General features: G+C 64.6%; 26 protein-coding genes, 1 tRNA gene and 2 pseudogenes. 18 read left to right on the top strand and 11 right to left on the bottom strand.

The window, feature by feature from the left end:
* The first annotated feature begins 7 nt into the window (after positions 1-7).
* The 3 genes and pseudogenes from ACVWY5_RS41755 to ACVWY5_RS41745 all read left to right on the top strand — a co-directional run bounded on the left by ACVWY5_RS41755 (position 8) and on the right by ACVWY5_RS41745 (position 4719).
* Positions 8-2132: pseudogene (locus ACVWY5_RS41755) on the top strand (ABC transporter permease).
* Positions 2129-3226, top strand: a complete 1098-nt coding sequence (locus ACVWY5_RS41750) for an SMP-30/gluconolactonase/LRE family protein (RefSeq protein ID WP_028335921.1) — start codon at positions 2129-2131, stop codon at positions 3224-3226. The pseudogene ACVWY5_RS41755 and the gene ACVWY5_RS41750 overlap by 4 nt, the downstream one beginning before the upstream one ends.
* Complete coding sequence (locus tag ACVWY5_RS41745; protein WP_028335922.1) at positions 3223-4719, top strand: sugar ABC transporter ATP-binding protein; 1497 nt, start codon at positions 3223-3225, stop codon at positions 4717-4719. Before ACVWY5_RS41750 ends, ACVWY5_RS41745 begins: the two co-directional genes overlap by 4 nt.
* A gap of 128 nt (positions 4720-4847) precedes the next feature.
* On the opposite strand, the gene ACVWY5_RS41740 is transcribed toward ACVWY5_RS41745, so the two are convergent.
* The 3 genes from ACVWY5_RS41740 to ACVWY5_RS41730 form a co-directional block, all read right to left on the bottom strand.
* On the bottom strand, positions 4848-5222 hold the full coding sequence (locus tag ACVWY5_RS41740; protein WP_028335923.1) for a hypothetical protein: 375 nt from the start codon (positions 5220-5222) through the stop codon (positions 4848-4850).
* A 226-nt stretch (positions 5223-5448) separates the two neighbouring features.
* On the bottom strand, positions 5449-5736 hold the full coding sequence (locus ACVWY5_RS41735) for a DUF5658 family protein (protein WP_321176982.1): 288 nt from the start codon (positions 5734-5736) through the stop codon (positions 5449-5451).
* On the bottom strand, positions 5723-6532 hold the full coding sequence (locus tag ACVWY5_RS41730) for a sterol desaturase family protein (protein ID WP_028335924.1): 810 nt from the start codon (positions 6530-6532) through the stop codon (positions 5723-5725). Before ACVWY5_RS41730 ends, ACVWY5_RS41735 begins: the two co-directional genes overlap by 14 nt.
* A gap of 226 nt (positions 6533-6758) precedes the next feature.
* On the opposite strand from ACVWY5_RS41730, the pseudogene ACVWY5_RS41725 reads away from it, so the two are divergent.
* Positions 6759-7081 (top strand): annotated as a pseudogene (locus ACVWY5_RS41725) (recombinase family protein); the annotation flags it as partial.
* Positions 7082-7232: 151 nt separating this feature from the next.
* On the opposite strand, the gene ACVWY5_RS41720 reads toward ACVWY5_RS41725, so the two are convergent.
* Positions 7233-7309: transfer RNA gene (locus ACVWY5_RS41720), tRNA-Arg, on the bottom strand.
* 152 nt (positions 7310-7461) lie between these two features.
* Positions 7462-8940, bottom strand: a complete 1479-nt coding sequence (locus tag ACVWY5_RS41715) for a sensor histidine kinase (protein WP_028335925.1) — start codon at positions 8938-8940, stop codon at positions 7462-7464.
* A 365-nt stretch (positions 8941-9305) separates the two neighbouring features.
* Between ACVWY5_RS41715 and rpmH the strand changes: the two genes are divergently transcribed.
* From rpmH to dapE, 11 genes are all read left to right on the top strand, one after another.
* On the top strand, positions 9306-9440 hold the full coding sequence (gene rpmH / locus ACVWY5_RS41710; protein WP_008542748.1) for a 50S ribosomal protein L34: 135 nt from the start codon (positions 9306-9308) through the stop codon (positions 9438-9440).
* A gap of 32 nt (positions 9441-9472) precedes the next feature.
* On the top strand, positions 9473-9883 hold the full coding sequence (gene rnpA, locus ACVWY5_RS41705) for a ribonuclease P protein component (RefSeq protein ID WP_028335926.1): 411 nt from the start codon (positions 9473-9475) through the stop codon (positions 9881-9883).
* A gap of 3 nt (positions 9884-9886) precedes the next feature.
* Positions 9887-11782, top strand: a complete 1896-nt coding sequence (gene yidC / locus ACVWY5_RS41700; RefSeq protein ID WP_028335927.1) for a membrane protein insertase YidC — start codon at positions 9887-9889, stop codon at positions 11780-11782.
* Between the two features lie 174 nt (positions 11783-11956).
* A complete protein-coding gene (yihA, locus tag ACVWY5_RS41695) occupies positions 11957-12610 on the top strand; it encodes a ribosome biogenesis GTP-binding protein YihA/YsxC (RefSeq protein ID WP_028335928.1) in 654 nt (217 codons plus the stop codon).
* Positions 12607-12975 carry a DUF423 domain-containing protein gene (locus ACVWY5_RS41690; protein WP_028335929.1) on the top strand — a complete coding sequence of 123 codons (369 nt, stop codon included), beginning with the start codon at positions 12607-12609 and terminating at the stop codon, positions 12973-12975. The genes yihA and ACVWY5_RS41690 overlap by 4 nt, the downstream gene beginning before the upstream one ends.
* A 210-nt stretch (positions 12976-13185) precedes the next feature.
* Positions 13186-14079 carry an acetylglutamate kinase gene (gene argB / locus ACVWY5_RS41685; protein WP_016848093.1) on the top strand — a complete coding sequence of 298 codons (894 nt, stop codon included), beginning with the start codon at positions 13186-13188 and terminating at the stop codon, positions 14077-14079.
* Between the two features lie 158 nt (positions 14080-14237).
* Positions 14238-15224: a DUF1036 domain-containing protein gene (locus tag ACVWY5_RS41680; protein WP_028335930.1), complete on the top strand. Its 987-nt coding sequence runs from the start codon at positions 14238-14240 to the stop codon at positions 15222-15224.
* Positions 15225-15414: 190 nt separating this feature from the next.
* Positions 15415-16110 (top strand): pyrimidine 5'-nucleotidase, encoded by a 696-nt coding sequence (locus ACVWY5_RS41675; RefSeq protein ID WP_028335931.1) that lies wholly within the window; start codon positions 15415-15417, stop codon positions 16108-16110.
* A gap of 112 nt (positions 16111-16222) precedes the next feature.
* The gene (gene dapD, locus ACVWY5_RS41670; RefSeq protein WP_028335932.1) at positions 16223-17068 is read left to right on the top strand and encodes a 2,3,4,5-tetrahydropyridine-2,6-dicarboxylate N-succinyltransferase; all 846 of its coding nucleotides are present in this window, start codon (positions 16223-16225) and stop codon (positions 17066-17068) included.
* A gap of 73 nt (positions 17069-17141) precedes the next feature.
* Positions 17142-17753, top strand: coding sequence for a DUF805 domain-containing protein (locus tag ACVWY5_RS41665; protein ID WP_028335933.1), 612 nt, complete (start codon positions 17142-17144; stop codon positions 17751-17753).
* Positions 17754-17770: 17 nt separating this feature from the next.
* Positions 17771-18937 carry a succinyl-diaminopimelate desuccinylase gene (gene dapE / locus ACVWY5_RS41660; protein ID WP_028335934.1) on the top strand — a complete coding sequence of 389 codons (1167 nt, stop codon included), beginning with the start codon at positions 17771-17773 and terminating at the stop codon, positions 18935-18937.
* A 135-nt stretch (positions 18938-19072) separates the two neighbouring features.
* Here dapE and truA read toward each other — a convergent pair whose 3' ends face one another.
* From truA to def, 3 genes are all read right to left on the bottom strand, one after another.
* Positions 19073-19810, bottom strand: a complete 738-nt coding sequence (gene truA, locus ACVWY5_RS41655; RefSeq protein ID WP_028335935.1) for a tRNA pseudouridine(38-40) synthase TruA — start codon at positions 19808-19810, stop codon at positions 19073-19075.
* Positions 19810-20745, bottom strand: coding sequence for a methionyl-tRNA formyltransferase (gene fmt, locus ACVWY5_RS41650; protein ID WP_028335936.1), 936 nt, complete (start codon positions 20743-20745; stop codon positions 19810-19812). Before fmt ends, truA begins: the two co-directional genes overlap by 1 nt.
* A 168-nt stretch (positions 20746-20913) precedes the next feature.
* Positions 20914-21441: a peptide deformylase gene (def, locus tag ACVWY5_RS41645; RefSeq protein WP_028335937.1), complete on the bottom strand. Its 528-nt coding sequence runs from the start codon at positions 21439-21441 to the stop codon at positions 20914-20916.
* Between the two features lie 170 nt (positions 21442-21611).
* On the opposite strand from def, the gene ACVWY5_RS41640 reads away from it, so the two are divergent.
* From ACVWY5_RS41640 to ACVWY5_RS41630, 3 genes are all read left to right on the top strand, one after another.
* Positions 21612-22820, top strand: a complete 1209-nt coding sequence (locus ACVWY5_RS41640) for a DNA recombination protein RmuC (protein ID WP_028335938.1) — start codon at positions 21612-21614, stop codon at positions 22818-22820.
* A gap of 264 nt (positions 22821-23084) precedes the next feature.
* Complete coding sequence (locus ACVWY5_RS41635; RefSeq protein WP_028335939.1) at positions 23085-23387, top strand: GIY-YIG nuclease family protein; 303 nt, start codon at positions 23085-23087, stop codon at positions 23385-23387.
* A 78-nt stretch (positions 23388-23465) separates the two neighbouring features.
* Positions 23466-24842, top strand: coding sequence for an AmpG family muropeptide MFS transporter (locus tag ACVWY5_RS41630; protein ID WP_028335940.1), 1377 nt, complete (start codon positions 23466-23468; stop codon positions 24840-24842).
* Between the two features lie 295 nt (positions 24843-25137).
* Here the strand turns inward: ACVWY5_RS41630 and ACVWY5_RS41625 are convergent, their stop codons facing one another.
* From ACVWY5_RS41625 to ACVWY5_RS41615, 3 genes are all read right to left on the bottom strand, one after another.
* Positions 25138-25566, bottom strand: coding sequence for a hypothetical protein (locus ACVWY5_RS41625; protein ID WP_028335941.1), 429 nt, complete (start codon positions 25564-25566; stop codon positions 25138-25140).
* Positions 25567-25714: 148 nt separating this feature from the next.
* A complete protein-coding gene (recR, locus tag ACVWY5_RS41620; protein WP_028335942.1) occupies positions 25715-26320 on the bottom strand; it encodes a recombination mediator RecR in 606 nt (201 codons plus the stop codon).
* Between the two features lie 97 nt (positions 26321-26417).
* Positions 26418-26738 (bottom strand): YbaB/EbfC family nucleoid-associated protein, encoded by a 321-nt coding sequence (locus ACVWY5_RS41615; RefSeq protein WP_028335943.1) that lies wholly within the window; start codon positions 26736-26738, stop codon positions 26418-26420.
* Positions 26739-26752 lie beyond the last annotated feature (14 nt).

The following is a 26752-nucleotide window of genomic DNA, read 5'->3' as shown; positions in this document are numbered from 1 at the left end:
TGCTGGAATGCCGATGCGCGACACCCTGACGAGCCTGCGTTACCGTTACTGGCCGGATCATCTCCTCGGCGAGATCCTGTCCAAGCGTTGGACCGAGACCGCAATACCGGTGATCCTGCTTTTGATCGTCGGCTTCGCGCTCAGCCGTTCCATCGATCACTTCCTGTCGCCGTCGAGCCTTGCCGACACCGCGCGGCAGGCCGGCGAGATCGGCTTCATCGGCCTCGGCATGGCGCTGGTCGTCATCGTCGGCGGCATCGATCTGTCGGTCGGCTCGATCTTCGCGCTGACGGATTTCTGCGCGCTCTATCTGCTCGACGTGCTGAACTGGCCGGTTCCCGCGGTGGTGGTCGCCACCCTCGTCTGCGGCGCACTGCTCGGCGCCGTCAACGGCGTGCTGATCGGCTACTTAAGGCTGCGCGCCTTCATCACCACGCTGATCACCCTGATCATCTACCGCTCGGCGTTCGATCTGTTGATCCAACGCTACTCCAATTCGATCGCCGCGGCCTTCCCCGACATCCCGTCCTGGAATTTCATCGGCGGCGGCGACGTGTTCGGCATTCCGAGCGTCGCAATCGTCTACATCGCGATCGCGATCTTCGGCCATATCTTCATGACGCGGCTGCGCCCGGGCTGGCACATCACCGCGATCGGCGGCTCGCGCCGTTCGGCCTACAATTCAGGCATTCCGGTCCGCCGCACCATCGCGCTCTGCTATGTCGCAAGCGGCGTGCTGACCAGCATCGCCGCGCTGTTCTTCGCGGCCCGGCTCGGCACCGTCGGGGGCGACATCGGCGTCGGCCTCGAGGTGATCGTGCTGACCGCGACCGTGCTCGGCGGCATCACGCTCGGCGGCGGCAAGGGCTCGGTCGCCAAATCGCTGGTCGGCGTGCTGATCGTGCTTTTGATCACCAATGGCCTCACCACGCTCAATGCAAGGGGCGGCATCAACCGCATGGCACTGGCGGGCATCCTGCTGGTCGCGGCGATGGTCGACATCCGCTGGCAGAAGAACCGCACCCGCATCATCAGCAAGGTCTATGTCGCGCCGACCTATCACGCGCTGCCGCCGCCGCCGGCCACCGAGATCGGCCAGGGCGGCCCGTTCGAGCAGAACGACAAGCTGCGCGACGTCGAATTGATCGGCCTCGGCCGCATCGAGGCGCCCGAGGACGTGATCCTCGATCGCAACAACAATCTCTACGCCGGCTCGCGCCATGGCGACATCATCCGCTTCCATGCGCCCGATTATCAGCGGATGGAGGTGTTCGCCCATATCGGCGGTCAGCCGCTCGGCATGGCGTTCGACCGTCAGGACAATCTCTATGTCTGCATCGGCGGCATGGGCCTCTACCGCATCACGCCCGACGGCACCGTGGAGAAGGCGACCGACGAGACCAACCGCAGCATGCATTCGGTGAACGACGACAGCCGCCTGCGGCTGGCCGACGACCTCGACATCACCGATGACGGCCTGATCTTCTTCTCGGAAGCCACCGTGCGCTACGAGATGGATGAATGGCCGATCGACGGCCTCGAGGCACGCGGCAACGGCCGCATCATCTGCTACGACACCAAGACCGGAGCGACGCATACGGCGCTGCGGGGCCTCAAATTCCCCAACGGCATCTGCGTCGCCAGCGACGGCCAATCTATCCTGTTCGCCGAGACCTTCGGCTGCTCGATCAAGCGGCTGTGGTTCGCGGGGCCGAAGAAGGGCCAGGTCGAGGTGGTGATGGACAATCTGCCGGGCTATCCCGACAACATCAATCTCGCCTCCGACGGCAATTACTGGCTGGCGCTGGTCGGCATGCGCAGTCCCTCGCTCGACCTCGCCTGGAAGATGCCGGGCTTCCGCCGCCGCATGGCCAAGCGCGTCCCGGTCGACGAATGGCTGTTCCCGAACATCAACACCGGTTGCGTGGTCAAGTTCAACGAGCAGGGCAAGATCCTCGAATCGTTCTGGGACCTGCGCGGCGAGAACCATCCGATGATCACCTCGATGCGCGAGCATCGCGGCTATCTCTATCTCGGCGGCATCATGAACAACCCGGATCGGCCGCTACAAGCTGGAGAACGCCGACCCGAACTTCGTGCAGTATGACAAGCGCTGGGGGAAGCTGTCGTGATCGCGGCCGTCAGGGATTTCGCCAACCGCTTTCTCGGCCGTGGTGAGGCCACCATCACCGTGCCGTCGTTCGACGGCGCACTCAAGCCGAACCAGAAACTGGAATCTGCGACCACCCTGCTGGAATGCGAGGCGCCCGAGGATCTCGCAACCGACGGCCGCAACCTCTATGTCGCCGACGGCCGGCGTCTACTGCGCCTCGACGGCGGCGGAGCGGCCGAGCTGCGCAGCTTCGAGCAGCCGATCTCGGCGCTCTGCGCGATCGCCGGCGGCGGCATCGCGGTCGCGCTCGGCGGCCGCGAGGTGCGGCTCTACGCCGATCCCTCGTCGGGCGAGCCGAGCGTGACGTTCAGCGACGCCGCCTTCAACGCGATCAACGCGCTGACGCAGGCCGGCGATGGCACCCTGATCGCAACCGACGGCTCGGCGACCTGCGGCATCGATGATTGGGCGCGCGACCTGATGGAGCTCAACCGGAGCGGCCGCGTGTTCCGGCTCGACCCCGGGACCAGATCGGTGCAGCCGCTGGCATCGAAGCTCGGCTACGCCTTCGGCGCCTGCGCGCGGGGCGACGGCGTGCTGGTCAGCGAGAGCTGGCGGCATCGCCTCGTCCTCGTCTCCAATGGACGGCCGCCGCAGGTCGTGCTCGGTCACCTCCCCGTCTATCCGTCGCGGCTGTCGAAGGCCGCGGGCGGCGGCTATTGGCTCACCGCATTCACCGCACGCACCCAGTTGATCGAGTTCGTGCTGCGCGAGCCGGCCTACCGGCGCCGCATGATGGCCGAGATCGACCCGGCCTATTGGGTGGCGCCGCGGCTGCGCTCGGGCTTTTCCTTCAAGGAGCCGATGCAGGGCGCGCACATCAAGACGATGGGCGTGATCAAGCCGTGGGCGCCGCCGCGCTCCTACGGGCTCGTCATCCGGCTGAGCGAGGCCGGCAAGCCGCTGTATTCGCTGCACAGCCGGGTCGACGGCGTCAATCACGGTGTCGTCGCGGCGCTCGAGCTGGGCGGCGACCTTGTGCTGATCGCCAAGGGACCGGGCCGCGTGCTGAAACTGCCCCTCGCCGGGCTCGCCGAGGAGACAGGCTCATGAGCGACACCGTGCTTTCCCTGCGCAAGGCCACCAAGCTTTACGCGGGCGTCCCCGCCATCGAGGGCGTCGACTTCGATCTGCGCCGCGGCGAGATTCACGCGCTGGTCGGCGAGAATGGCGCCGGCAAGTCGACGCTGACCAAGGTGATGGCCGGTGTCGTGACCTTGACCTCGGGCGGCATGAGTGTCGATGGCGCGGAGGTCGCGCCGCGCACGCCGCTCGAGGCGCGCAATCTCGGCATCGCCATGGTGTTCCAGGAGAACAGCCTGGTGCCGACCATGACGGTCGCGCAAAACCTGTTCCTCGGGCAGGAGAAATTCTACAACCGGCTGCGCGGCATCTACATCGCCGCCCAGCAATTCCTGCAATCGCTGAATTTCGACGTGACGCCGACCGCGACCGTGAGCGGGCTCGGCGCGGCCAAGAAGCAGATGGTGGAAATCGCGCGTGCGGTTCTGCACAAGGCCAAGGTCATCATCTTCGACGAGCCGACCGCGTCGCTGACGCCGGAAGAGAAGAAATACTTCTTCGACCTGGTCCGTGACCTCAAGAAGCGCGGCGTCTCGATCGTCTTCATCTCGCACGCGCTGGAAGAGGCGCTGCTGCTCGCCGACCGCATCACCGTGTTGCGCGACGGCAAGCATGTCATCACCGACGACGCGGCGAAATTCGACCGCGCGGCGATCGTACAGGCGATGGTCGGACGCGACCTCTCCAACACGCTGTATGGCGCGCGGAAGACCAGCGTCCGGCCGGCGGGGGCGCGCGTGCTCACGGTGCAGAACCTCAAGATGGCGCCGATGGTGAAGAACAATTCGCTGTCGGTATTTGCAGGGCAGATCACCGGCGTGTTCGGCCTGGTCGGCGCCGGCCGCACCGAGACCTTCAAGATCGTATCCGGCGTGTTGAAGCGCGACTTCTTCCACGGCGGCGAGATCCTGCTGCACGACAAGCCGGTGCGCTACAGGGTTCCGGCCCCGGCGGTCAAGGCCGGCATCGCCTATGTGACCGAGGATCGCAAGGTCGAAGGCTTCTTCGAAACCGCCTCGATCGCCCGCAACATCTATCTCGGCCTGCTTTCGAAGTTTCCCGGGGGGCGCATGATGCTGTCGCGGCGCGAGACCAATTCGGTCGGCAAGACCTGGACCCAGCGTTTGAAGGTTCGCGCCATCGGCGACGAGGCCAAGGTGGTCGAGCTGTCAGGCGGCAACCAGCAGAAGGTGGTGATCGCCAAATCGCTGGTGCAGGAGCCCGAGCTGATCATCTTCGACGAACCGACCCGCGGCGTCGACGTCGGCGCCATCGTCGAGATCCACGAGCTGATCAACCAGCTCGCCGACGAGGGCAAGGCGGTGGTGGTGATCTCGTCCTATCTGCCCGAGATCATGGCGCTGTCCGATCGCATCCTGGTCTCGCGCCAGGGCAAGGTGGTGGAGGAATTCTCCGCGCTCGAAGCCACCGAGGAGAAGATCATGTACGCGGCGATTCATTGATGCCGCAACGGGCTTGCGTCACGGCGGGCTCGCCGCGCCATACCGCAGCAGATCGCGCGCCCGGACATGATCATCGGGCATCGCCCAGGCAGGTGCGGGAAGCCGCCTGCCGCGATCCTGGTCGCGTGCTACTTCGGTCCGACGGTTCCGGTCACCTTCAGCCTCGCCGACCTCACCCAACCCGAGACGTCGTTGCCCGTCCCCGGATTGAGGTACATCACCGACGACCAGCCATCCCTGGTTTGCGCATACGCGATCAGTGCATCATTTGGAATGACGAACACGCCGCGGATCGGACAATGCAGATTCGGCGCCGAGTAGAATTGCAGCCGACCCGTGCCCGTCACCACATTGGCCAGCGGCGGCGACAGCATCGGGACGCGGCTGGTGCCGGTCTGCGGCTCCTTGCAGTTCGACGGCGTCTGCGCGTGCACGGTCGCCCCCGGAGCCCCCAGGATCAGGGCACAGCACACCATGCAGGTGACGACAAACCTGTCCGACATCACTGATCCTCCTGACCTCTGGAGGCGATCATCTGTCATTCTGCGGTGTTTGTCGCCGGGCGGAGCGGGCAGGTTCTGCGAGATACGACGAAAGCTTGCGTACCGGAAAAGCCGGCGCCGCGATGCAGGGTCCGCGCCGCGACATTCATTTCATCGTGCTTACGGGAAGAATGCGCCGCGCAGCACGAGCACCTCGCCGGTTGCGGCAACCGGCGAAGGGATTGATTCAGTTCGTGCCCGCGATGATGACGAGATTGTTCAGGACAGGCGTGGAGCAGAACGCGACGACGAGAGCGATGTTGTAAACGTTGTTGCTCCGCCAAAGCAGCCACGTGACCACGAACGTCAAGCCAAGCTTGGGCACCAGCCACCAGACGCCGAACCATGTCTGCGCCAGATGCATGAACGGGTTCAACTCACCCAATCCGAGACTCAGGATCACATTCGTCGACTCAAGGTCGGCGTACCCCAGCAGCAGGGCGAGGAGCACCAAAAAACCCTTAACCCAATTCATTCCGAGACTCCCGATGCCAGTAATGCCGAAGATGCCGGATTGGCCAGATCACACTATTGATGATGTCCACGCGCTCGGCAGGCACGAGGCCCGTTGCAGGATATTCGTCCGGCTTCGGTATCCAGGCCGTGCCGAACAGAATGTCGAGAAACGGAAAGCAGGCTGCGAAGTTCTTGTCCCTGTGCTCGGGAAGGACCGAATGATGGATCCGGTGCCATTGCGGATTGTTGATCCATGTCACATACCGACCGAGCGGAATGCGGACGTTGAGATGGGCACACGCATCGGGCATGAAGAAGATAAATCCCACCGCTATCACCATGTCCGGCGGGATGCGGAACAGGATCGCCATGATCGGAAGAAAGGCGTCGGACAACACCCTCTCCAGCCAGAAATGCCGGCCGCCGGTAATGAACGTCACGCCGTTCGCGCTGTGATGGAAGGAGTGCATCGCCCACAGAAAGGGGATCGCATGTTGAAGGCGATGGTATGTGTACTTGTAGAGATCGAATGCAACCACGATGATTGCGAGGGAGACGTACCACCAGTAACCGTCGGTCGGCAGCTTGATCCAACCGAGACCGGTATAGCTCGCAATCTTGCCCGCGCTGATCGCCGCGATCGGAGCGAGCATGGACGACAGCCCGAGGCTCACGATCACCGCGAGCCAGTCATCACGAAACTCGGCGTAGGGAACGTCCGCAATCGGCCATCTTTTTTCCAGGATGCGACTGGTGTAGACGATGCCCAGAAACACGGCCGCATAAAATACGGCGTTTGCGATGTCACTCTGCATGAGGGATGACTCGCCGGCTCAAAAGGACAGACAATAAGAATAAAAACATTTCTGTGCCTATAAGCTAAAAAAGCTTATTTTTTCTCAACGCTCCGGCGGGGGCAAGCAGGGTTTTTACGGGGCACCCCTCGCCTTCGGCCCGATTCTGACCCGCGCGGGCGCATTTTTCCCGGCCGGTCTCCGATCCGGTGCGGCGACAGCCAGCTAAAGCGAACCCAGCGCGCGCCTGCAGGACATCGTGCGCACCGTGAAGGCGCGTGGTGCATCCCTGAGGGGCTATACAGAGCAGCCCATCGACACCAGCACAGCAGCAGGCAAGTGGTTCCTGGACATGCTCGGCGTGTTCGCCGAGTTCGAGACCAACCTCCGCAGCGAGCGGCAGCTTGAGAGTGTCGCGGAGGCCAAGGCACGCGGGGTCTACCAGGGACGCACAGCGTCCATCGACACCGCCATAGTGAAGGCGCTCAAAGCTGAAGACATGAGGCGTCCGCTATCGCGAAGGCGCTCAAGATTGGCCGCGCGTCGGTTTACCGGGCTCTTGAGGACTGAGGAGGGAAGCCAATGACACCCACAGCGCCCTCCAACTGCGACCACGGACCGTGTGAGTGCAGTGGAAGGCAATCGATCCAGAAGTGCCTGGGAATATTCTACTGAAGACGAGCACGCATCAGCTGCCCGAACCAATGGGAACTTGAGTGAATGGCGCGCCCGGAACGATTCGAACGTCCGACCCTCAGATTCGTAGTCTGATGCTCTATCCAGCTGAGCTACGGGCGCATTTTCGCGGGTGGGCTTGAGCCCGCATGGCTCCGGGAGCCCCGGAACGCCGCGAAAGAGCGCTCTAGCTACAGGCTCCGGGTCCGGTTGGCAAGGTCTGGAAACGCCAATTTCGGCCGCGGCTTTAGCCGCCCCGGAATACCGGAACGGCCTCAGGCCCTCGCCCGCTCGCTGCGAATCGACAGCAGTTCCACCGGACGATCCGGGATCGAAATCCGGAAGGTGGCGCCGATGGTGCCCTCGACCAGATGGATGTGGCCGCCGTGAGCCCGGATCAGCTCGGCGGCAATCGCAAGGCCGAGCCCGCTGCCGCCGGGGCGGCCGGAGGTCTGGAACGCCTCGAACAGATGCTCGCGCGCCTTGGTCGGGACGCCCGGACCGGTGTCGGAGACCTCGATGATCGCGACCGTCCCCTCGCGGCGGCCGGTGATGCGGATCTGCTGCGCGCCGCCGTCGCCTGCGGGCCGGCTCTCCAGCGCCTGCGCCGCGTTGCGCACCAGATTGAGCAGCACGCGGAACAGCTGGTCCGGGTCGGCGTCGATGGTCAGGCCGCGCTCGATCGCGCTGATCCAGGTGATCGAGACATCGGTCGCAAGCCCCGCCGACTCCCGCACCTCGGCAACCGCGGGCTCCACCATGATCACGCGGCGATCAGGCGCCGCCTCCTGCGCGCGGCCATAGGAGAGCGTCGACTGGCAGAAGGCGATGGCGCGCTCCAGCGAGCGCAACAATTTCGGCGCAAAGCGCTGCACCCGCGGGTCGGGCACGCTGGCGAGCTGGTCCGACAGCAGTTGCGAGGACGCCAGCAGATTGCGCAGATCATGGTTGATCTTGGAGACGGCGAGCCCGAGCGCGGCAAGCCGGCTCTTCTGATGCAGCATCGAGACGAGGTCGCGCTGCATGTCCGACAGCTCGCGCTCGGCAACGCCGATCTCGTCGCCGCGCTGGCTCGGCACGATGATCCGCGCCGAACTCTCCGGATTCTCGTGGAAGCCGACCAGGCTCGCGGTCAGCCGCCGCATCGGGCGCACGAACAAATAATGCAGTGCCAGATAGACCAGGCCGGCGGTCAGGCCGGCGATCAACAGCGCGACGACCAGGACGTTGCGCGAGAAGCGGTACATCGCCTGCCGCAGCGGCTTCTCGTCGATCACGACCTCGATGAATTGCGCCTGGCCCGGCGCGGGTCCGACCACGCGGATGGTCTGGTCGCCATGCTCCAGCATGATCTCGAAGGCATCGACGATCGCCGACCACACCGTCATGGTCCGCATGTCGACGTCATGGTCGATCGCCGCCGGAAGGTCGGCGCTGGCGAGCAGCCGGCGCTGCTGTCCCAATTTGATGGCGACGGCACGGGCGCCGATGCTGGTCAGGATCTGCCGCGCCAGCGAATCCGGCACCAGGCCGGACGGGGCGGCATCGAGCACCAGCGCCGCGGTATTGGCGGCGGCCAGGCGGTCATTGAGCCGGTTCATCCGGAAGTTGGCGATGGCCGGGACGTAGATCAGGAGCCCGGCGATCATCACCAGGGGAATCGTCAGCAGCAAAAGCTTGCCCGACAGCCCGAGCCGGGGGGACGGCTTGGGCCGCTGCTTCTGCGCGGTCGCCTGATCGTCAGTTAGAGCCACAAGATAAGGCCTTGTTTGGCTTAGGGGTCGGAAGATGGGGCCCGGCCCCCAAGCCGGTCAAATTACGGATCGCTAATGTGGGCGGTTCCCCGAACGCCCCAAAGCGTCTCCATACCGTCAAATACCCCGCGAAATCAGATATATTCGCCCCAATTGCGACGTTTCGAAGAAGCCTTTTTGCGACGGCCTGTGACATTGACGAAAACAGGGCGCTCCCTTATAAGCCGCGCCAACTGTCCGCGATGGCCCGGTTCTTGACCCGGGGGCGGCTCTTTGGGGCCGTCAACGGCTCGTTTGGGCCCGCCAGCATCACCGGACTCCATCTCAATACAACGGCAAATTGCCCGGTCAGCGGAGAATTACCCGTGAAGCGGACTTATCAACCCAGCAAACTGGTGCGCAAGCGCCGTCACGGCTTCCGCGCCCGTCTCGCCACGGCCGGCGGCCGCAAGGTCCTCGCTGCGCGCCGCGCGCGTGGCCGCAAGCGCCTGAGCGCCTGAGCCCGGACGTCTCCTCTCCGGAGATACCCATTATGGATCGGCTGAGGCAGCGGGCGGATTTCCTCGCCGTTGCCAATGGCGCACGGGCGAATACCACAGCTTTTGTGCTGCAGGGCCGCCGCCGCGACGATCAGGGCCCGATCCGCGTCGGCTATACCGTCACCAAGAAGAACGGCACCGCGACCGAGCGCAACCGCATCCGCCGCCGGCTTCGCGAAGTGATGAGACAGGTCGACGCCGTATTCATGCGGCCGCACCATGATTATGTGCTAGTGGGCCGTCGTGACGCGCTGACCCGCGACTTTGCGACCATGCTTGACGACCTGCGGTCGGCGCTGCGCCGCCTCGACCGGCCTGCGCCCAAGACGGGCACTAACAAGACGGGTACTAACAAGGCGGGTAACAAGAGCGCGCCCAATCCGAATGGAATGACGAGACCCTAAGAGATGTCCGACAACCGCAACACGATCCTTGCCGTCATTCTGTCCGGCCTCGTCCTGATCGCCTGGCAATACTTCTACAATGTGCCGCAGATGGAGAAGCAGCGCGAGGCGCAGCGCCAGGCGGAGTTGCAGAAGCCGGCGCCGCAGGCGACGCCGGGTGCTGCTCCCGGCACCGCTCCGGGAACCTCGGCGACCCCCTCTCCAGCCCCCGGCGCGCCTGCTGCTGACGCTCCGGTCGCGAGCCGCGAGACGGTGCTTGCCTCCGGCCCGCGCATCAAGATCGAGACCCCGCGCGTCACCGGCAGCATCGCGCTGAAGGGCGCCCGGATCGACGACCTCTCGCTGGTCCAGTTCCGCGAGACGGTCGATCCCAAATCGCCGGCCGTCGTGCTGCTTTCGCCGTCGGGCACCGCCGAGCCTTATTATGCCGAATTCCTGTGGCTGACCGCCAACGGCTCATCGGTGAAGACGCCGAACGCCGAAACCGTCTGGCAGCAGGAGGGATCGAACAGCCTGTCGCCGAGCACCCCGGTGATTCTGAAATACGAGAATGGCCAGGGCCTGACCTTCCGCCGCACCATCTCGATCGACGATCGCTACCTGTTCTCCGTCAAGGACGAGGTCAACAATCTCGGCAGCGCGCCGGTGACGCTGTATCCGTTCGGTCTGATCTCGCGCGGCGGCAAGCCGCCGGTCTCCGGCTACGCGATTCTGCACGAAGGCCCGATCGGCTATCTCGGCGAACACGGCCTGCAGGAATTCAGCTACAAGAACATCGACGAGGCCAAGACCTCGACCGGCGGAAATTCGCGCGGCATCGTGTTCACGAAGGTCACCGACGGCTGGCTCGGCATCACGGACAAATACTGGGCTGCGGCGTTGCTGCCCGAAACCACCGCAACGCTTGAAAGCGCCCGCTTCACGACCGGCGACAAGCGCTACCAGACCGACTACATGCTCGGCGCGCAGACCATTCCGATCGGCGGCACCGGCGTCGCCAACGCGCGGCTGTTTGCCGGCGCGAAGGAAGCCGCCACGGTCGGCCTCAACTTCCCGCTGGTCGGCTTCGGCGGCTACAACAAGCAGCTCGGCCTCAACCATTTCGATCTCCTGATCGACTGGGGCCACTTCTACTTCATCACCAAGCCGATGTTCCTGGCGCTCGACTGGTTCTATCGCCTGGTCGGCAATTTCGGCATCGCGATCCTCTTGGTGACCGTGATCGTGAAGCTCCTGTTCTTCCCGCTCGCCAACAAGTCCTACGCCTCGATGGCGAAGATGAAGTCGGTGCAGCCGCAGCTGCAGGCGCTGAAGGAACGCTATCCTGACGACCGCGTGAAGCAGCAGCAGGAGATGATGGAGATCTACAAGAAGGAGAAGATCAACCCGATCGCGGGCTGTCTTCCCGTCGCCTTGCAGATCCCGGTGTTCTTCTCGCTCTACAAGGTGCTGTTCATCACCATCGAAATGCGGCACGCGCCGTTCTTCGGCTGGATCAAGGACCTCTCGGCGCCCGATCCGACCAACCTGTTCACGCTGTTCGGCCTGATTCCGTTCGATCCGATCGCGCTGCTCGGACCGCATTTCGGCTCCTATCTGGTGATGGGCATCTGGCCGATCATCATGGGCATCACGATGTGGGTCCAGATGAAGCTCAATCCGGCGCCGCCGGATCCGACCCAGAAGATGATCTTCGACTGGATGCCGCTGATCTTCACCTTCATGCTGGCCGGCTTCCCGGCGGGTCTCGTGATCTACTGGGCCTGGAACAACCTGCTGTCGGTGCTGCAGCAGAGCTACATCATGCGGCGCAACGGCGTGAAGGTAGAGCTGTTCGACAATCTGAAGGCGACGTTTCAAAAAAAAAGCGTGACGACTGAAACCAAGAAGGCGACGTAGCCTCCAGCAACAGCGCTTCGTCAACCACGTCATGCCCGGCCCTGTGCCGGGCATCGACATATTGGAGGGCGCCCAGAACCGAGGCTCTGGACGTTGACCTGGATGGCCGGGTCGTCCTACGCCAAGGACCCGCCTTGGGCCTTTGCCTGGCCGCGACGAGATGGAATCCTTCGCATGAGCACCGAACCCGATGCGGCGCTGATTGAGCAAGGCCGAAAACTGTTTGCCGGCGACTGGCGCTTCATTTGGGCCTCGCCCTCGATCGAGACGCTGCCGCCGATGGCCGGCCTCGAGGTCGCGTTTGCCGGCCGCTCCAATGTCGGCAAGTCGAGCCTGATCAACGCGCTGACCGGCCGCAGCAACCTGGCGCGCACCTCGCACACGCCCGGCCGCACCCAGGAGCTGATCTTCTTCGAGGGACCGGAGAAGGCGGGCTTCCGTCTGGTCGACATGCCCGGCTACGGCTACGCCTCGGCGCCCAAGACCAAGGTGGCGTCATGGACGGCGCTGATCCACAAATTCCTGCTGGGGCGCGCGACACTGGCGCGGGTCTACGTGCTGATCGACGCGCGCCACGGCATCAAGGACGTCGATCTCGACGTGCTGAAGACGCTGGACAAGTCCGCGGTCAGCTACCAGGTCGTGCTGACCAAGGCCGACCAGGTGAAGGCCGGCGAACTCAAGACCGTCATCGCCGACACGTCAGCAACGCTCGCAAAACATCCCGCCGCCTTCCCCGAGGTGCTGGTGACCTCGTCGCGCACCGGCGACGGCATGCCGGAGCTGCGTGCCGCTATGGTGCGCCTGATCGAGGAACGGCGCCGATGAGCGGCGCATCCCGCCTCCTGGTTGGCCTTGCCGCCGTCATGGGCGCCTGCGGCGTGATGCTGGCGGCGGCCGCGGCCCATCTGCCTGACGCCACGCGGCTGGCAGCGGCATCCTCGATGCTGCTGTTCCATGCACCCGCCGTGGTCGCCACCATCGCGGTGGCGGATCGCGCGATCATCCATGCGAAGCTCGCAGTCGTGGCGGCGGCCGGCTTCGTCATCGCGGCGTCATTGTTCGCCGGCGATCTCGTGCTGCGCCAATATGCCGGCCATGGATTGTTTCCGATGGCTGCCCCGACCGGCGGAACGCTCTTGATCCTGAGCTGGCTGGTGCTGGCGGTCGCGGCGGTGTGGCCGAAGCGGTGACCCGTAGCCCGGATGGAGCAAGCGAAATCCGGGAATCGTGCCGCGGCTGCAAACCCCGGATTGCGCGGAGCCTGTCATCGGGCGCGCGTTCGCGCGACCGGTTGGCTCCATCCGGGCTACAGATACGAGCGAATATCTCTCCCGCTTTGCGCCCTGCCCGGCAATCAGATAGAACCGCGCCACCCCTTCGCTGACGACGAGACCAGCCCCATGACCGACCAGCACATCAGCCCGCTCGATCAGGCCCGCATCCTGTCCGAGGCGCTGCCGCACATGCAGGAATATGACGAGGAGACCATCGTCATTAAATATGGCGGCCATGCCATGGGCGCCGAGGACACCGCCAAGGCGTTCGCGCGCGACATCGTGCTGCTCGAGCAGACCGCGATCAATCCGGTGGTCGTGCATGGCGGAGGGCCGCAGATCGCGACCATGCTGAAGCGCCTCGGCATCCAGTCGGAATTCGCCGCTGGCCTGCGCATCACCGACGCCGCGACCATCGAGATCGTCGAGATGGTGCTGGCCGGCTCGGTCAACAAGCAGATCGTCGGCTACATCAACGAGGCCGGCGGCAAGGCCGTGGGCCTCTCCGGCAAGGACGGCAACATGGTGAAGGCGTCGAAGACGACGCGCACCATGGTCGATCCGGATTCCAACATCGAGAAGGCGATCGATCTCGGCTTCGTCGGCGACCCCGAAAAGGTCGACCTCACGCTGCTCAATCAGCTGATCGGCTATGAGCTGATCCCGGTGCTGGCGCCGCTCGCGACCTCGCAGGACGGCCAGACCCTGAACATCAACGCCGACACCTTCGCCGGCGCGATCGCGGGCGCGCTGAAGGCCAAGCGCCTGCTGCTGCTGACCGACGTGCCGGGCGTGCTCGACAAGTCCAAGAAGCTGATTCCGGACCTGTCGATCAAGGAAGCCCGCAAGCTGATCGCCGACGGCACGATTTCCGGCGGCATGATCCCGAAGGTCGAGACCTGCATCTACGCGCTCGAACAGGGCGTGCAGGGCGTCGTGATCATCGACGGCAAGACGCAGCACGCGGTGCTGCTCGAGCTCTTCACGAACCAGGGCACCGGCACGCTGATCCATAAGTGAACGGGCACAGCCATTCATCGTCATGGCCGGGCTTGTCGCGGCTATCCACGTCTTTTCCGCAACAAGCTCGTGGGCAAGACGTGGATGCCCGGGACAAGCCCGGGCATGACGACATGAATGTGATGCGACCTCGCCGGTCGCTGCCGGCGCGGCTCGCGATGTCGCTGCCCGCCGCGCTGATGTCGTTCCTGTTCTCGTCGGCGCCGGCGCATGCCGACCTCAAGCTCTGCAACCGCATGAGCTATGTGATCGAGGCCGCGATCGGCATCGACGACAAGGCCGCGACCGCGACACGCGGCTGGTTCCGTATCGATCCGGCGACCTGCCGGGTCGTGGTGCAGGGCGCGCTCACCGCCGACCGCGTGCTGCTCAATGCACGGGCGCTTGGCGTCTATGGCGCTTCGCCGATCCCGCAGAACGGCACCGACACGCTCTGCGTGGCGCAGGACAATTTCGTGATCGCCGCCGCGCGACAATGCCGCTCCGGCCAGATGCCCGCGCAATTCACCCAGATCACGCCGACGAAGACCGACGACGGCCATCTGGTCGCCTATCTCGCCGAAGACAGCGAATATGACGACGAGCAGGCGCGCCTCGCCGGTATCCAGCGCCTGCTGGTGATCGCGGGCTACGATGCCGCGCCGATCGACGGCGTCGACGGGCCGAAGACCCAGAGTGCGCTGTCGGCGTTCCTGAAGAGCCGCGGGCTCGCCAGCGACATCGTGCAGTCGCCGAATTTCTTCGCCACCATGATCGATGCCGTGCAGAAGCCATCGCCATCGGGACTGACCTGGTGCAACGACACGCCGCACAAGGTGATGGCCGCGGTTGCAACCGACGACGGCAAGGTGGTGACCAGCCGCGGCTGGTATCGCATCGACCCCGGCAAGTGCCTGCATCCCGACGTATCAGGCACGCCGAAGCAGATCTATTCGTTTGCCGAAGCGGTCGACAACGACAACCGGGCCATCCGCATCAAGGACAAGCCGCTGAACTGGGGCGGCGGGGTCCAGCTCTGCACCCGCGAGAGCAAGTTCGAGATCAACGAACAGGGCGACTGCGCCACCCGCGGCCTCGCCGCGCTCGGCTTCACCACCGTCGACATGACCAGCGGCGGCAAGACGCTGCGCTTTGCGATGCCGTGATGAGGACAATGGCGCCGCAAGCATCACTGTCGTCCCGGCGAACGCCGGGACCCATTACCACAAGACTGCGTTTGGCGAAGAACGACGAGCACCGTGCCACATTGATAGATTCCGCGGTATGGGTCCTGGCTTTCGCCAAGACGACGGCGGAGGGCGGAACGACGTTCACGCCGACAGGTGGAGAGCCACAATGAAAACTTCCCGCAGCTTCGGCCATGTCGAGACCTGGGTGTTCGACCTCGACAACACGCTGTACCCACATCACGTCAACCTGTGGCAGCAAGTCGATGCGCGGATCGGCGAGTTCGTCAGCAACTGGCTGAAAATCTCTTCCGAGGAAGCACGGCGGCTGCAGAAGGACTATTACCTGCGCTACGGCACCACGATGCGCGGCATGATGACCGAGCACGGCGTGCAGGCCGACGACTATCTCGCTTATGTGCACAAGATCGACCACTCGCCGCTGCAGCCGAATCCCGCGATGGGAGCCGCGATCGCAAAACTGCCGGGGCGCAAGCTGATCCTGACCAACGGCTCGGTCGACCATGTCGATGCGGTGCTGGGCCGGCTCGGCATCGGCAACCATTTCGACGGCGTGTTCGACATCATCGCCGCCGATCTCGAGCCGAAACCGGCGCCGCAGACCTACCAGAAGTTCCTCAGGCTCCACGATGTCGATCCGGCGAAGGCCGCGATGTTCGAGGACCTCGCGCGCAATTTGGTGGTGCCGCATGAGCTCGGCATGACCACCGTGCTGGTCGTGCCCGACGGCAGCCAGGAGGTGGTGCGCGAAACGTGGGAGCTCGAAGGTCGCGATGCCGCCCATGTCGACCATGTCACGGATGATCTCACTGGCTTCCTGCAGCGGCTGAACGGAAAGCCCTGACCTCTCCCCACGTCGTCTCGGCGAAAGAGTTTGCCTTGACTCCGCTGCCCCAAATTCCGAAAAAGCCCCGCAAAATCCCGTCATAATCCCCGATGCGCCAAGGATTGTCCCGATGTCGCTGTCCGCTCTCGAAACCACCGTCAACACCGCGTTCGACGCCCGCGAAGGCATTTCGACCTCGACCAAGGGCGAGGTCCGCGAGGCGGTCGACCACGCGCTGGAGCTGCTCGACAAGGGCGAAGCCCGCGTCGCCGAGCGCGAGACGAGCGGCAAGTGGAAGGTCAATCAGTGGCTGAAGAAGGCCGTGCTGCTGTCGTTCCGCCTCAACGACATGGGCCAGATCGCGGGCGGCCCGGGCAAAGCATCGTGGTGGGACAAGGTGCCGTCGAAATTCGAGGGCTGGGGCGAGAACCGTTTTCGCGACGCCGGCTTCCGCGCCGTGCCGGGCGCGATCGTGCGTCGCTCGGCCTTCATCGCCCGCAACGTCGTGCTGATGCCCTCCTTCGTCAACCTCGGCGCCTATGTCGATGAAGCCACCATGATCGACACCTGGTCGACGGTCGGCTCCTGCGCCCAGATCGGCAAGCGCGTGCACATCTCCGGCGGCGTCGGCATCGGCGGCGTGCTCGAGCCGCTGCAGGCCGAGCCGGTGATCGTCGAGGACGACTGCTTCATCGGCGCGCGCTCGGAGGTCGCCGAGGGCGTGATCGTGCGCAAGGGCGCGGTGCTGTCGATGGGCGTATTCCTCGGCGCCTCGACCAAGATCGTCGACCGCGAGACCGGCGAAATCTTCGTCGGCGAGGTCCCGGAATATGCCGTCGTGGTGCCCGGCACCCTGCCGGCCAAGCCGCTGAAGAACGGCCAGCCGGGACCTGCCACCGCCTGCGCCGTGATCGTCAAGCGGGTCGACGAGCGCACCCGCGCCAAGACCAGCATCAACGAGCTGCTGCGGGACTGATCGAACCAATTTCGATCCGACGCCGACATATCTCCGGGCCGCGAAGAATTGCCGCAGCCCGGAGTTTATTTTCATGGACTGGGCCAACTACCTGTTCGGCTTCAAGGGCCGCGTCAACCGGGCCAAATTCTGGCTCGCAGGGCTGATCATCGTCTGCTGGATGATGTTCCTGGCCTTACTGGCGGTCTCGGCCGGCCTCGGCGGCAAGAACGGGTTCAGCTTCAATGTCGACGACATCTTCCGGGCCTTCGACCCCGACAGCTACAGATCGCTGAGCTGGGCCGGATTGCCGGCATTGCTGGTCAAGGCCTGCGGAACGTTCTTGTTCGTTTGGGTCTATGTCGCTGTCTCGATCAAGCGTCTGCACGACCGCGACAAGAGCGGCTGGTGGATGGTCCCGTTCTTCGCGATCCCGGGTCTCATGAGCCAGTTCTCGGATCGGCTCCCCGATGAATCCTATTGGGTGATGGCCGCGGGCCTGATCGTCTTCGTGCTCTATGTCTGGGGCTTCATCGAGCTCGCCTTTTTGCGCGGCACCAGCTACCCCAATCGTTATGGCCCCAATCCGCTCGGGAAAACCCATGTGCGGCAAGGCCGCGACAGCGAGTCGCGCTCCGCGCGCGGCTGGGATCAGCAGAGCGAGCTCGATATCGTGCCGCACAAAGCTAGTCCCCCTGCCGTGTGACGTGTTAAGCGAGGCGCATGAGTGATGCCGTCTCGATTACCCGCGATCTCGTTCGCTGCCCCTCCGTCACCCCGGCCGACGCCGGCGCGCTTGGCGTTCTCGAAAACCTGCTGAAAGCCGCAGGCTTCGAGGTCCACCGCGTGACCTTCTCCGAGCCCGGCACCGCCGATGTCGACAACCTCTATGCGCGCATCGGCTCTTCGGCGCCGCATATCACCTTCGCCGGCCACACCGACGTGGTGCCGCCCGGCGATGAAGCGGCGTGGACGCTCGGCGCGTTCTCCGGCGAGGTGAAGGACGGTTATCTCTATGGCCGCGGCGCCGTCGACATGAAGGGCGGCGTCGCCTGCAGCGTCGCCGCCGTGCTGCAATATCTCAGCGACCATGGCGGCAAGCCTCAGGAAAACGGTGGGGGCTCGATCTCCTTCCTGATCACCGGCGACGAGGAAGATGTCTCGATCAACGGCACCGTCAAGCTGTTGAAATGGTGCGCCGAGCGCGGCGAGACATTCGATCATTGCGTGCTCGGCGAGCCCTCGAATGTCGAGGTGCTGGGCGACATGATCAAGATCGGCCGGCGCGGCTCGCAGTCCGGCACGCTTGTTGTCGAGGGCGTGCAGGGCCACGTCGCCTATCCGCACCGTGCCTCGAACCCGGTGCCGGATATCTCGCGGCTGATCGTGGCGCTGAGCGACGAGCCGCTCGATCACGGCAGCGCGCAGTTCCAGGCCAGCAACCTCGAATTCACCACGGTCGATGTCGGCAACACCGCAAGCAACGTGATCCCCGGCCAGGCGCGGGCGAAATTCAACATCCGCTACAACGACAACCACACCCAGGAGAGCCTGCGGCAGCTGGTCGATGAGCGGCTGGCGAAGGCCTGCGGCAACCGGATCCGCGCCCATATCGATTGGCAACCGTCGAACTCCAACGTGTTCGTCACCCAGCCCGGGCCGTTCACCGACCTCGCGGTCGCCGCGATCGAGGAGGTCACCGGCCGCAAGCCGGAGCTATCGACCTCCGGCGGCACCTCGGACGCGCGCTTCATCTCGAGCTATTGCCCGGTGATCGAGTTCGGCCTGGTCGGCCAGACCATGCACCAGGTCGACGAGCGCACGCCGGTGGCCGATCTGGAGAAGCTGACGCGGATATATCGAGGCGTGCTGGAGCGGTATTTCGGGTAGGCCAGCCGCCCGGCCGGACAAAAACATCGAAAACAACCCCATGCACAGTAGGGATTGGGGCTACCAGTCATCCACCCGCACCAGATACAGCGTGGTATTTCGGGTAGGCTCTACCTACGCGATCATTCACACCGCCTAGTAATCCACCCGCATCAGGTAGAGCCCGTCCGGCGGCGCCACGGGGCCGCAAGCGGCGCGGTTGCGGGCGGCGAGCGCGGAAGCGAGGTCGTCGGCGCTCCAGCGGCCCTCGCCGACCCAGACCAGCGAGCCCACCATCGAGCGCACCTGGCTGTGCAGGAACGAGCGCGCCGACGTCACGATGTTGACGGCGGCGCCGTCACGGGTGACGTCGAGCTGATCGAGCGTCTTCTCCGGTGACTTGGCCTGGCACTCGGTGTCGCGGAAGGTGGTGAAATCGTGCTTGCCGAGCAGGCGCTGCGCGGCGGCGTGCATCGCGTCGGCATCGAGCGCGCGCGGCACGCGCCAGACCCGGCCGATGTCGAGCGCGAGGTTCGCGCGCGTGTTGGTGATGCGATAGAGGTAATGCCTCCTGGTCGCCGAGAACCGCGCCTCGAAATCGTCCGGCACGATGTCAGCCGCGAGCACGCCGATCGGATTGGGCCGCAGATGCGCGTTCAGCCCGTCGCGAAAGCGGCCGGGCGGAAAATGCTTGGCGATGTCGCAATGCGCGACCTGGCCGCGCGCATGCACGCCGGCATCGGTACGCCCTGCGCCATGGACGCGCACGTCCTCGCCGCAGATCGCCTTGACTGCCGCCTCCAGCGCGCCCTGCACGGTCGGCGCGGTGTCCTGGATCTGCCAGCCGGAGAACGGCGTGCCGTCATACTCGATGGTGAGCTTGTAGCGGGGCATCAGCCGAGCCGCGCAGGCGACTTCAGCGGCGTGCCGCGCAAAAAGTCCGCTGCCTTCATCGGCGCCTTGCCGGCGCGCTGCAGGTCGAGGATCCGGATCGCGCCGTCGCCGCAGGCGATCGCGAAATTGTCGTCGAGCACATCGCCCGGCTGGCCCGAGCCTTTCGCCTGCTCGCAGCGCAGGATTTTCAGCCGTACCGGCTCGTTTTCGCCCGCGAGCTCGCACCAGGCGCCGGGAAACGGCGAGAGCCCGTGAATGTGTCGCAGCACCGCGTGCGCCGGCTGTGTCCAGTCGATCCGCGCCTCGGCCTTCTCGATCTTGGCCGCATAGGTGACGCCGTCCTCGCTCTGCTTCGTCAGCTGCAAGCCGCCGCGCTCGAGCCCGGCCATTGCGCGCACCATCAGGTCGGCACCGAGCGGCGCCAGCGCGTCGTGCAGGTCGGATGCCGTCATGCTGTCCGTGATCGGCAGCCGCTCGGCCATCGCGACGTCGCCGGTGTCGAGGCCGACATCCATCTTCATCACCATCACGCCGCTCTCAGCATCGCCCGCCATGATGGCGCGGTTGATCGGCGCGGCGCCGCGCCAGCGCGGCAGCAGCGAGGCATGCAGGTTGAAGCAGCCGAGCCTGGGCGCGTCGAGAATGGCCTGCGGCAGGATCATGCCGTAGGCAACGACGACGGCGGCATCCGCGTCATGGGCGCGAAACTCCTCGAGCGCTTCCGAGGTCTTGAGGGTCTTCGGCGTCAGCACGGGAATGCCGAGGCGGCGCGCCTCCTGCTCGACCGGCGTCGGTTGCAATTGCAGGCCGCGCCGCCCGCCCGGCTTCGGCGCGCGGGTGTAGACCGCCACGACCTCATGGCCATGGGCCACGAGTTCCAGCAGCGTCGGCACCGCGAAATCGGGCGTGCCCATGAAGATCAGGCGGAGAGGCATGCGGTCAGATTCTTCCGGGAGGATCCAATCTTCGTCATGGCCGGGCATAGCCGTCAAGGACGGCGTCGCTTTCGCTCGCCTATGCCCAACCATCCACGTCTTTGGTCTCCCAGAAGGAAGACGTGGACGCCCGGGTCAAGCCCGGGCATGACGGCGGAGTGCGCGCGCCTACTCCGCCGCGCGCTTGGCGGCCTTCTCGAATTTCTTGAACACGCGGTCGCGCTTCAGTTTCGACAGATAATCCACGAACAGCACGCCGTTGAGATGATCGATTTCGTGCTGGATGCAGGTGGCGTAGAGCCCGTCCGCATCCTCCTCATGCACCGTGCCGTCAAGATCGGTGAATCGCACGCGCACCCGCGCCGGCCGCTCGACCTCCTCGTAATATTCGGGGATCGACAGGCAGCCCTCTTCGTAAACCGACAGCTCTTCCGAACGCGCAATGATCTCCGGATTGATGAAGACGCGCGGCTTCGCCGTGGTCTCGCCGTTCTCGTCGCGCTTGGCGAGGTCCATGGTGATCAGCCGCAGCGGCTGCGCGACCTGGATCGCCGCGAGCCCGATGCCGGGCGCGTCATACATGGTCTCGAGCATGTCGTCGGCCAGCTTGCGGATCTCCGGCGTCACCTTCTCGATCGGTTTCGACACCAGCCGCAACTGCTTGTCCGGCAGGATGATGATTTCTCTTAATGCCATGGCGGCGATTTAAGCTGCTGACTTCATGGGGTCAATGCGCTCAGGAACCCGTTAGGATAACCTTAACCACGTTTCTTCACCCCGCATTAACCCGGAAAATCAGGAATGCATTTACCATAAACGTTCCCTCTTCGTTCGCGCTTAGCCGCGAATCGGCTACAAGGGCCGACATGAACGAGATTCTGCTCACGATTGGCGACCTTCCGGTCCGTGTCTCCGACGCATTGATCGGCCTTGGCGCGCTGGCGCTGATCCTGCTGTTCGCCATCACCGTGGTGATCGCGCGCGCCAGCCGGCGCGGCGCGGAACTCGCGATGGCCCAGGCCATCCGCGCCGACGAGCTGGAAGAGCGGCTCGCCGACATGCTGCGGGCCCAGAGCGAATCCTCCGGGCGGGTCGATGCCATGGCGCAGGCGCTGGCCGGCCGCCAGGCCGAGATGGCCCGCGCGGTCAACGAGCGACTCGATTCGGTGACCCACCGGGTCGGCCAGTCGATGGAGCAATCGACCCGCAACACGATGGATTCACTGCGCGTGCTGCACGAGCGACTCGGCATCATCGACCACGCGCACAAGAACCTCAACGAGCTCACCACCCAGGTGACGACGCTGCGCGACGTGCTCGCCAACAAACAATCGCGCGGCGCGTTCGGCCAGGCGCGGATGGAGGCGATCGTCCAGGACGGCATGCCGAAGGGCTCGTTCGAGTTCCAGTACACGCTGACGTCGGGTAAGCGGCCGGACTGCGTGGTGTTCCTGCCCGACCAGCGCCCGCTCTGCATCGACGCGAAATTCCCGCTCGAGGCCATGACCGCGCTGCACGATGCGCGCAGCGACGAAGAACGCAAATTCGCCAGCCAGCGGCTGCGCGCCGACGTGCTGAAGCATGTCAGCGACATCGCGGAGAAGTACCTGATCCCGGGCGAGACCCAGGACACCGCGCTGATGTTCGTGCCGTCGGAATCGGTCTATGCCGAGATCCATGACGGCTTCGACGACGTGATCCAGAAGGCCTATCGCGCCCGCGTCGTGCTGGTGTCGCCGTCGCTCCTGATGCTGGCGATCCAGGTGATGCAGCAGATCCTGAAGGACGCCCGCATCCGCGACGCCGCCGACCAGATCCGCAACGAGGTGATGCATCTCGGCGACGACCTTGGCCGCCTGCGCGATCGCGTGCTCAAGCTGCAAACCCATTTCGGCCAGGTGAACGAGGACGTCAGGCAGATCCTGATCTCCGCCGACAAGATCGAGAAACGCGCCGGCCGGATCGAGGAACTCGACTTCAGCAAGTCCGAGACCCCGATCGAGGTGCCGCGCTTCGTCAAGGGCAGCACGTCCAACCTGTTCCCCGCCCCACGCAAGCTGCAGGCGGGGGAGTGATTGTTGTTTCTAGACGTTGTCCGGCGTGCGCCACCCAATCGATGTCATCGCCCGACTTTATCCCGAAATAGCCGTGGGTGGCGGATAGGCCTCTGGGATACTGGATCGCCCGGTCAAGCCGGGCGATGACAGTCTTTTGGGGGCTGATTCTGGGAACAACTTCTCTATGACCGCACCTAGTGATGTTGCTGACCAAAGATCGCACCACATAATCAGCTGTCATCGCCCGGCTTGACCGGGCGATCCAGTATCCAGAGGCGGCAGATGGGGGCACGCAGCTATTACGTCTACATCCTCGCCAGCCATATCGGCGGCACGCTCATCGGTGTGACAAACGACCTCATTCGTCGCGTCGGCCAGCACAAGTTGAAGTTGGTCGAAGGCTTCACGGAAAAGTACGATGTCGTAAGGCTGGTCTATTTCGAGCAGTTCGATGATCCTGAGAACGCGATCCGACGCGAGAAACGGCTGAAGAAATGGCGACGCGCTTGGAAGATTTCCCTAATCGAAAAAGACAATCCGGACTGGATCGATCTTTACCCGGAAATTGCCGCAGGTGGCGGATAGGCTTCCGGGATACTGGATCGCCCGGTCAAGCCGGGCGATGACAGTCTTTTTGGGGCCGAATCTGCTACCAACTCCTCTATGACAGCACCTGAAGCGACGTCAGACGCGTCTGCAAAGCCGGAGCCAAAGCCCGCCGCCACCTCCTGGCGCGACAGCTTTGCCGTGTACCTGCAGCCGCGGGTGCTGATCGTGCTGCTGCTGGGCTTCTCCTCGGGGCTACCGCTGGCGCTGTCGGGCTCGACGCTGCAGGTGTGGATGAAGGAGGCCGGGGTCGATCTCGGCACCATCGGGTTGCTGGCGCTGATCGGCACGCCCTACACGCTGAAGTTCCTCTGGGCGCCGCTGGTCGACGCGCTGCACGTGCCGCTGTTCACGCAGATGTTCGGCCGCCGCCGCGGCTGGCTGCTGTTCTCGCAGCTGTTGCTGATCGCGGCGATCGTGGTGCTGGCGATGGCCGATCCGGCGCGATCGTCATGGTTCGCGGCCTTCGCCGCGCTGCTGGTCGCAACGGCCTCATCGACGCAGGACATCGTGGTCGATGCCTTCCGCGTCGAAAGCCTGCCCGAAAGCGAGCAGGCCGCCGGGATGGCGTCCTATGTCGCGGCCTACCGCGTCGGCATGCTGGTTTCGACCGCCGGCGCGCTGTTCATCGTCAGCGGGTTCGAGTCCGCCGGCCTCGCGCGCCCGTCGGCCTGGATGTGGGGCTATGTGGTGATGGCCGCGCTGGTCGTGATCGGTATCATCACCGCGCTTGCGGCGACTGAGCCGGCGCAATCGAAAGGCGCGGAGGCGGCGACGCATGCGCAGAACGCGGCCGAACGCGTGTTGCACGCGGCGCTCGGCGCGTTCTCCGAGTTCCTCAGCCGCAAGGACGCCTTCGCGGCGCTCGCCTTTGTGGTGCTGTTCAAGTTCACCGACGCGTTTTCGGGCACCATGACCGCGCCGTTCGTGATCGACATCGGCTTTTCCAAGGTCGATTACGCGGCGATCGTGAAAGGCGTCGGCCTTGCCGCGACCCTGATCGGCGGCTTTGCCGGCGGCTTCGTGGCGCGACGCTATTCGCTCGCGACCAGCCTCTGGATCGGCGGCGTGCTGCAGGCGATCGCCAACCTCTCGTTCTCGTGGCTGGCACATGTCGGCGTCGATCAATGGGCGCTCGCGCTTGCGATCACCGCGGAGAATTTCACCAGCGCGATCGGCACCGTGATCTTCGTCGCCTATTTGTCGGCGCTGTGCCGCAATCCGCTGCACACCGCAACCCAGTACGCGCTGCTGACGGCGCTCGCGGCGGTCGGCCGCACCTATCTGTCGTCGGGCGCGGGCTATGTGGCCAAGGCCGTCGGCTGGCAGATGTTCTTCGTGATCTGCGTGCTGGTCGCGATCCCGAGCCTGATCCTGCTCGCCTGGCTGCAGCGGCGCGGGCATTTCGATGAGCTGGGGCCGGTGCGGGTTTAGCCCAGCCGCCGTAGCCCGGATGGAGCGCAGCGCAATCCGGGAAACCTCTCGACCGGCACGACCGTCCCGGATTTCGCTTCGCTCCATCCGGGCTACGGATCGGCCGCAGGATTCCTGTCTCTCAAACCTCCCCTTGAAAAGGGGAGGTCGCTTTGCTCGCCAGAGCAAAGCGGGTCGGGATCTTGTCTCTCCACACGCAGCGTCGCGCGCGGCGGACCCCCATCCCGACCTTCCCCCTTGCAGGGGGAAGGAGAAGAAACGTCGCTGCGCTCCATCCGGGCGACAAAGCACGACCCTATTTCGCCACCACGCTCCACTTGGTGACGATGGCTTCGCTCATCTCGCCGGCGTCCTTGGCGCAGGCGATTTCGTCGACCTTCACCGAGATTTCCTTGCCGGAGAGGCTTTTGAGCTGCGCGGCCTGGGCATCGTTGGTCGGAATCAGCTGGAAGGTTTCCGGCCCGGTCTCGAGATTGCACAGACCGCTCGGCGGCGGCAGGCGGCGCGGTTCGCTGGTGATCTGGTAGGTCGCGACGCGCTTGCCGCGGTTCTTGGCATCGCGCACCTTCATCGCGCTCAGTTCGCCCGACAGCACGTCGCCGGCGTGGATCATCTTGCCGGGTTTCTGCGGCGCGTCGGCCTGCTGCGCGATGGCGCAAGGCGCGGCGAATGTTGCCGCCAGAAGCGCAAAGCTCAAGCGTACGCCGAATCGGTGTGCCGTCATTGTCAGTAGTTCCGTATCTTGATTCGTCAGAGCGTGAATGACCGTCCCCGAATCGGCATCCACCCTACCATTTTGTTTCGGTGCGATCTTTTCGGATTGTAACCGATCGCTTGGCGCCTGACGCCGTGTTCGGCGCCGGCATCGCGCGCTAGAACAGCGTCCGCTGCCGCATGGCTGCAGATAGCGTACCTTCATCGAGGTAATCAAGCTCTCCGCCGACCGGCACGCCATGCGCCAGCCGCGTCACCCGCACATTGGCCTCCGACAAGAGGTCGGTGATGTAATGCGCGGTGGTCTGGCCATCGACCGTCGCATTGAGCGCGAGGATGATCTCGCTGACCTCAGGCGCATGCGCGCGCGCCACCAGCTGATCGATGGTGAGATCCTGGGGACCGACGCCGTCGAGCGGCGACAGCGTTGCGCCGAGCACGTGATAGCGGCCATTGGTCGCATTGGCGCGTTCCAGCGCCCAGAGATCGGCGACGTCTGCGACCACGACGATGATCGAGGGATCGCGGCGCGGATCGGTGCACACCGTGCAGGGGTTTTGTGTATCGATGTTTCCGCAGGTCTTGCAGACCTGGATCTTGTCGATCGCGACCTGTAGCGCAGCGGTCAGCGGCGTCATCAGGGCTTCGCGCTTCTTGATCAGATGCAGCGCCGCGCGCCGCGCCGAACGGGGCCCGAGGCCCGGCAGCCGCGCCAGCAACTGGATCAGGCGTTCAATCTCGGGGCCGGCAACGCTCGCGGCCATTAGAGCATGACCCGGAAAAGTGCGAAGCGGTTTTCCGAAAAGGCCATGCTCAAACAAAGAGCCAAAGCACGATGATTCATCTCGATCTCGCTGCGCTCTAAGTCGGACCAAATCCCGGCGGCAGGCCGAGCCCACCGGTTAGCGCCATCATCTTCTCCTGCATCGCGGTCTCGGCCTTGCGGCGGGCATCGCCATGCGCGGTGACCAGGAGATCCTCGAGCACCTCGCGTTCCTCCGGCTTCATCAGCGACGGATCGATCTTGATGCCCTTCACTTCCATCTTGGCGGTCATGCGCACCGTGACCAGGCCGCCGCCGGAGATGCCTTCGACCTCGACATTGCCGAGCTGTTCCTGCATCTCCTGCATCTTGGATTGCAGCTGCGCTGCCTGCTTCATCATGCCGAGAAAATCAGCCATGCGTGCGTCCTTGT

This window comes from Bradyrhizobium sp. USDA 3256, from assembly GCF_054058275.1.
This window is presented reverse-complemented; position numbering and strand designations above follow the sequence as displayed.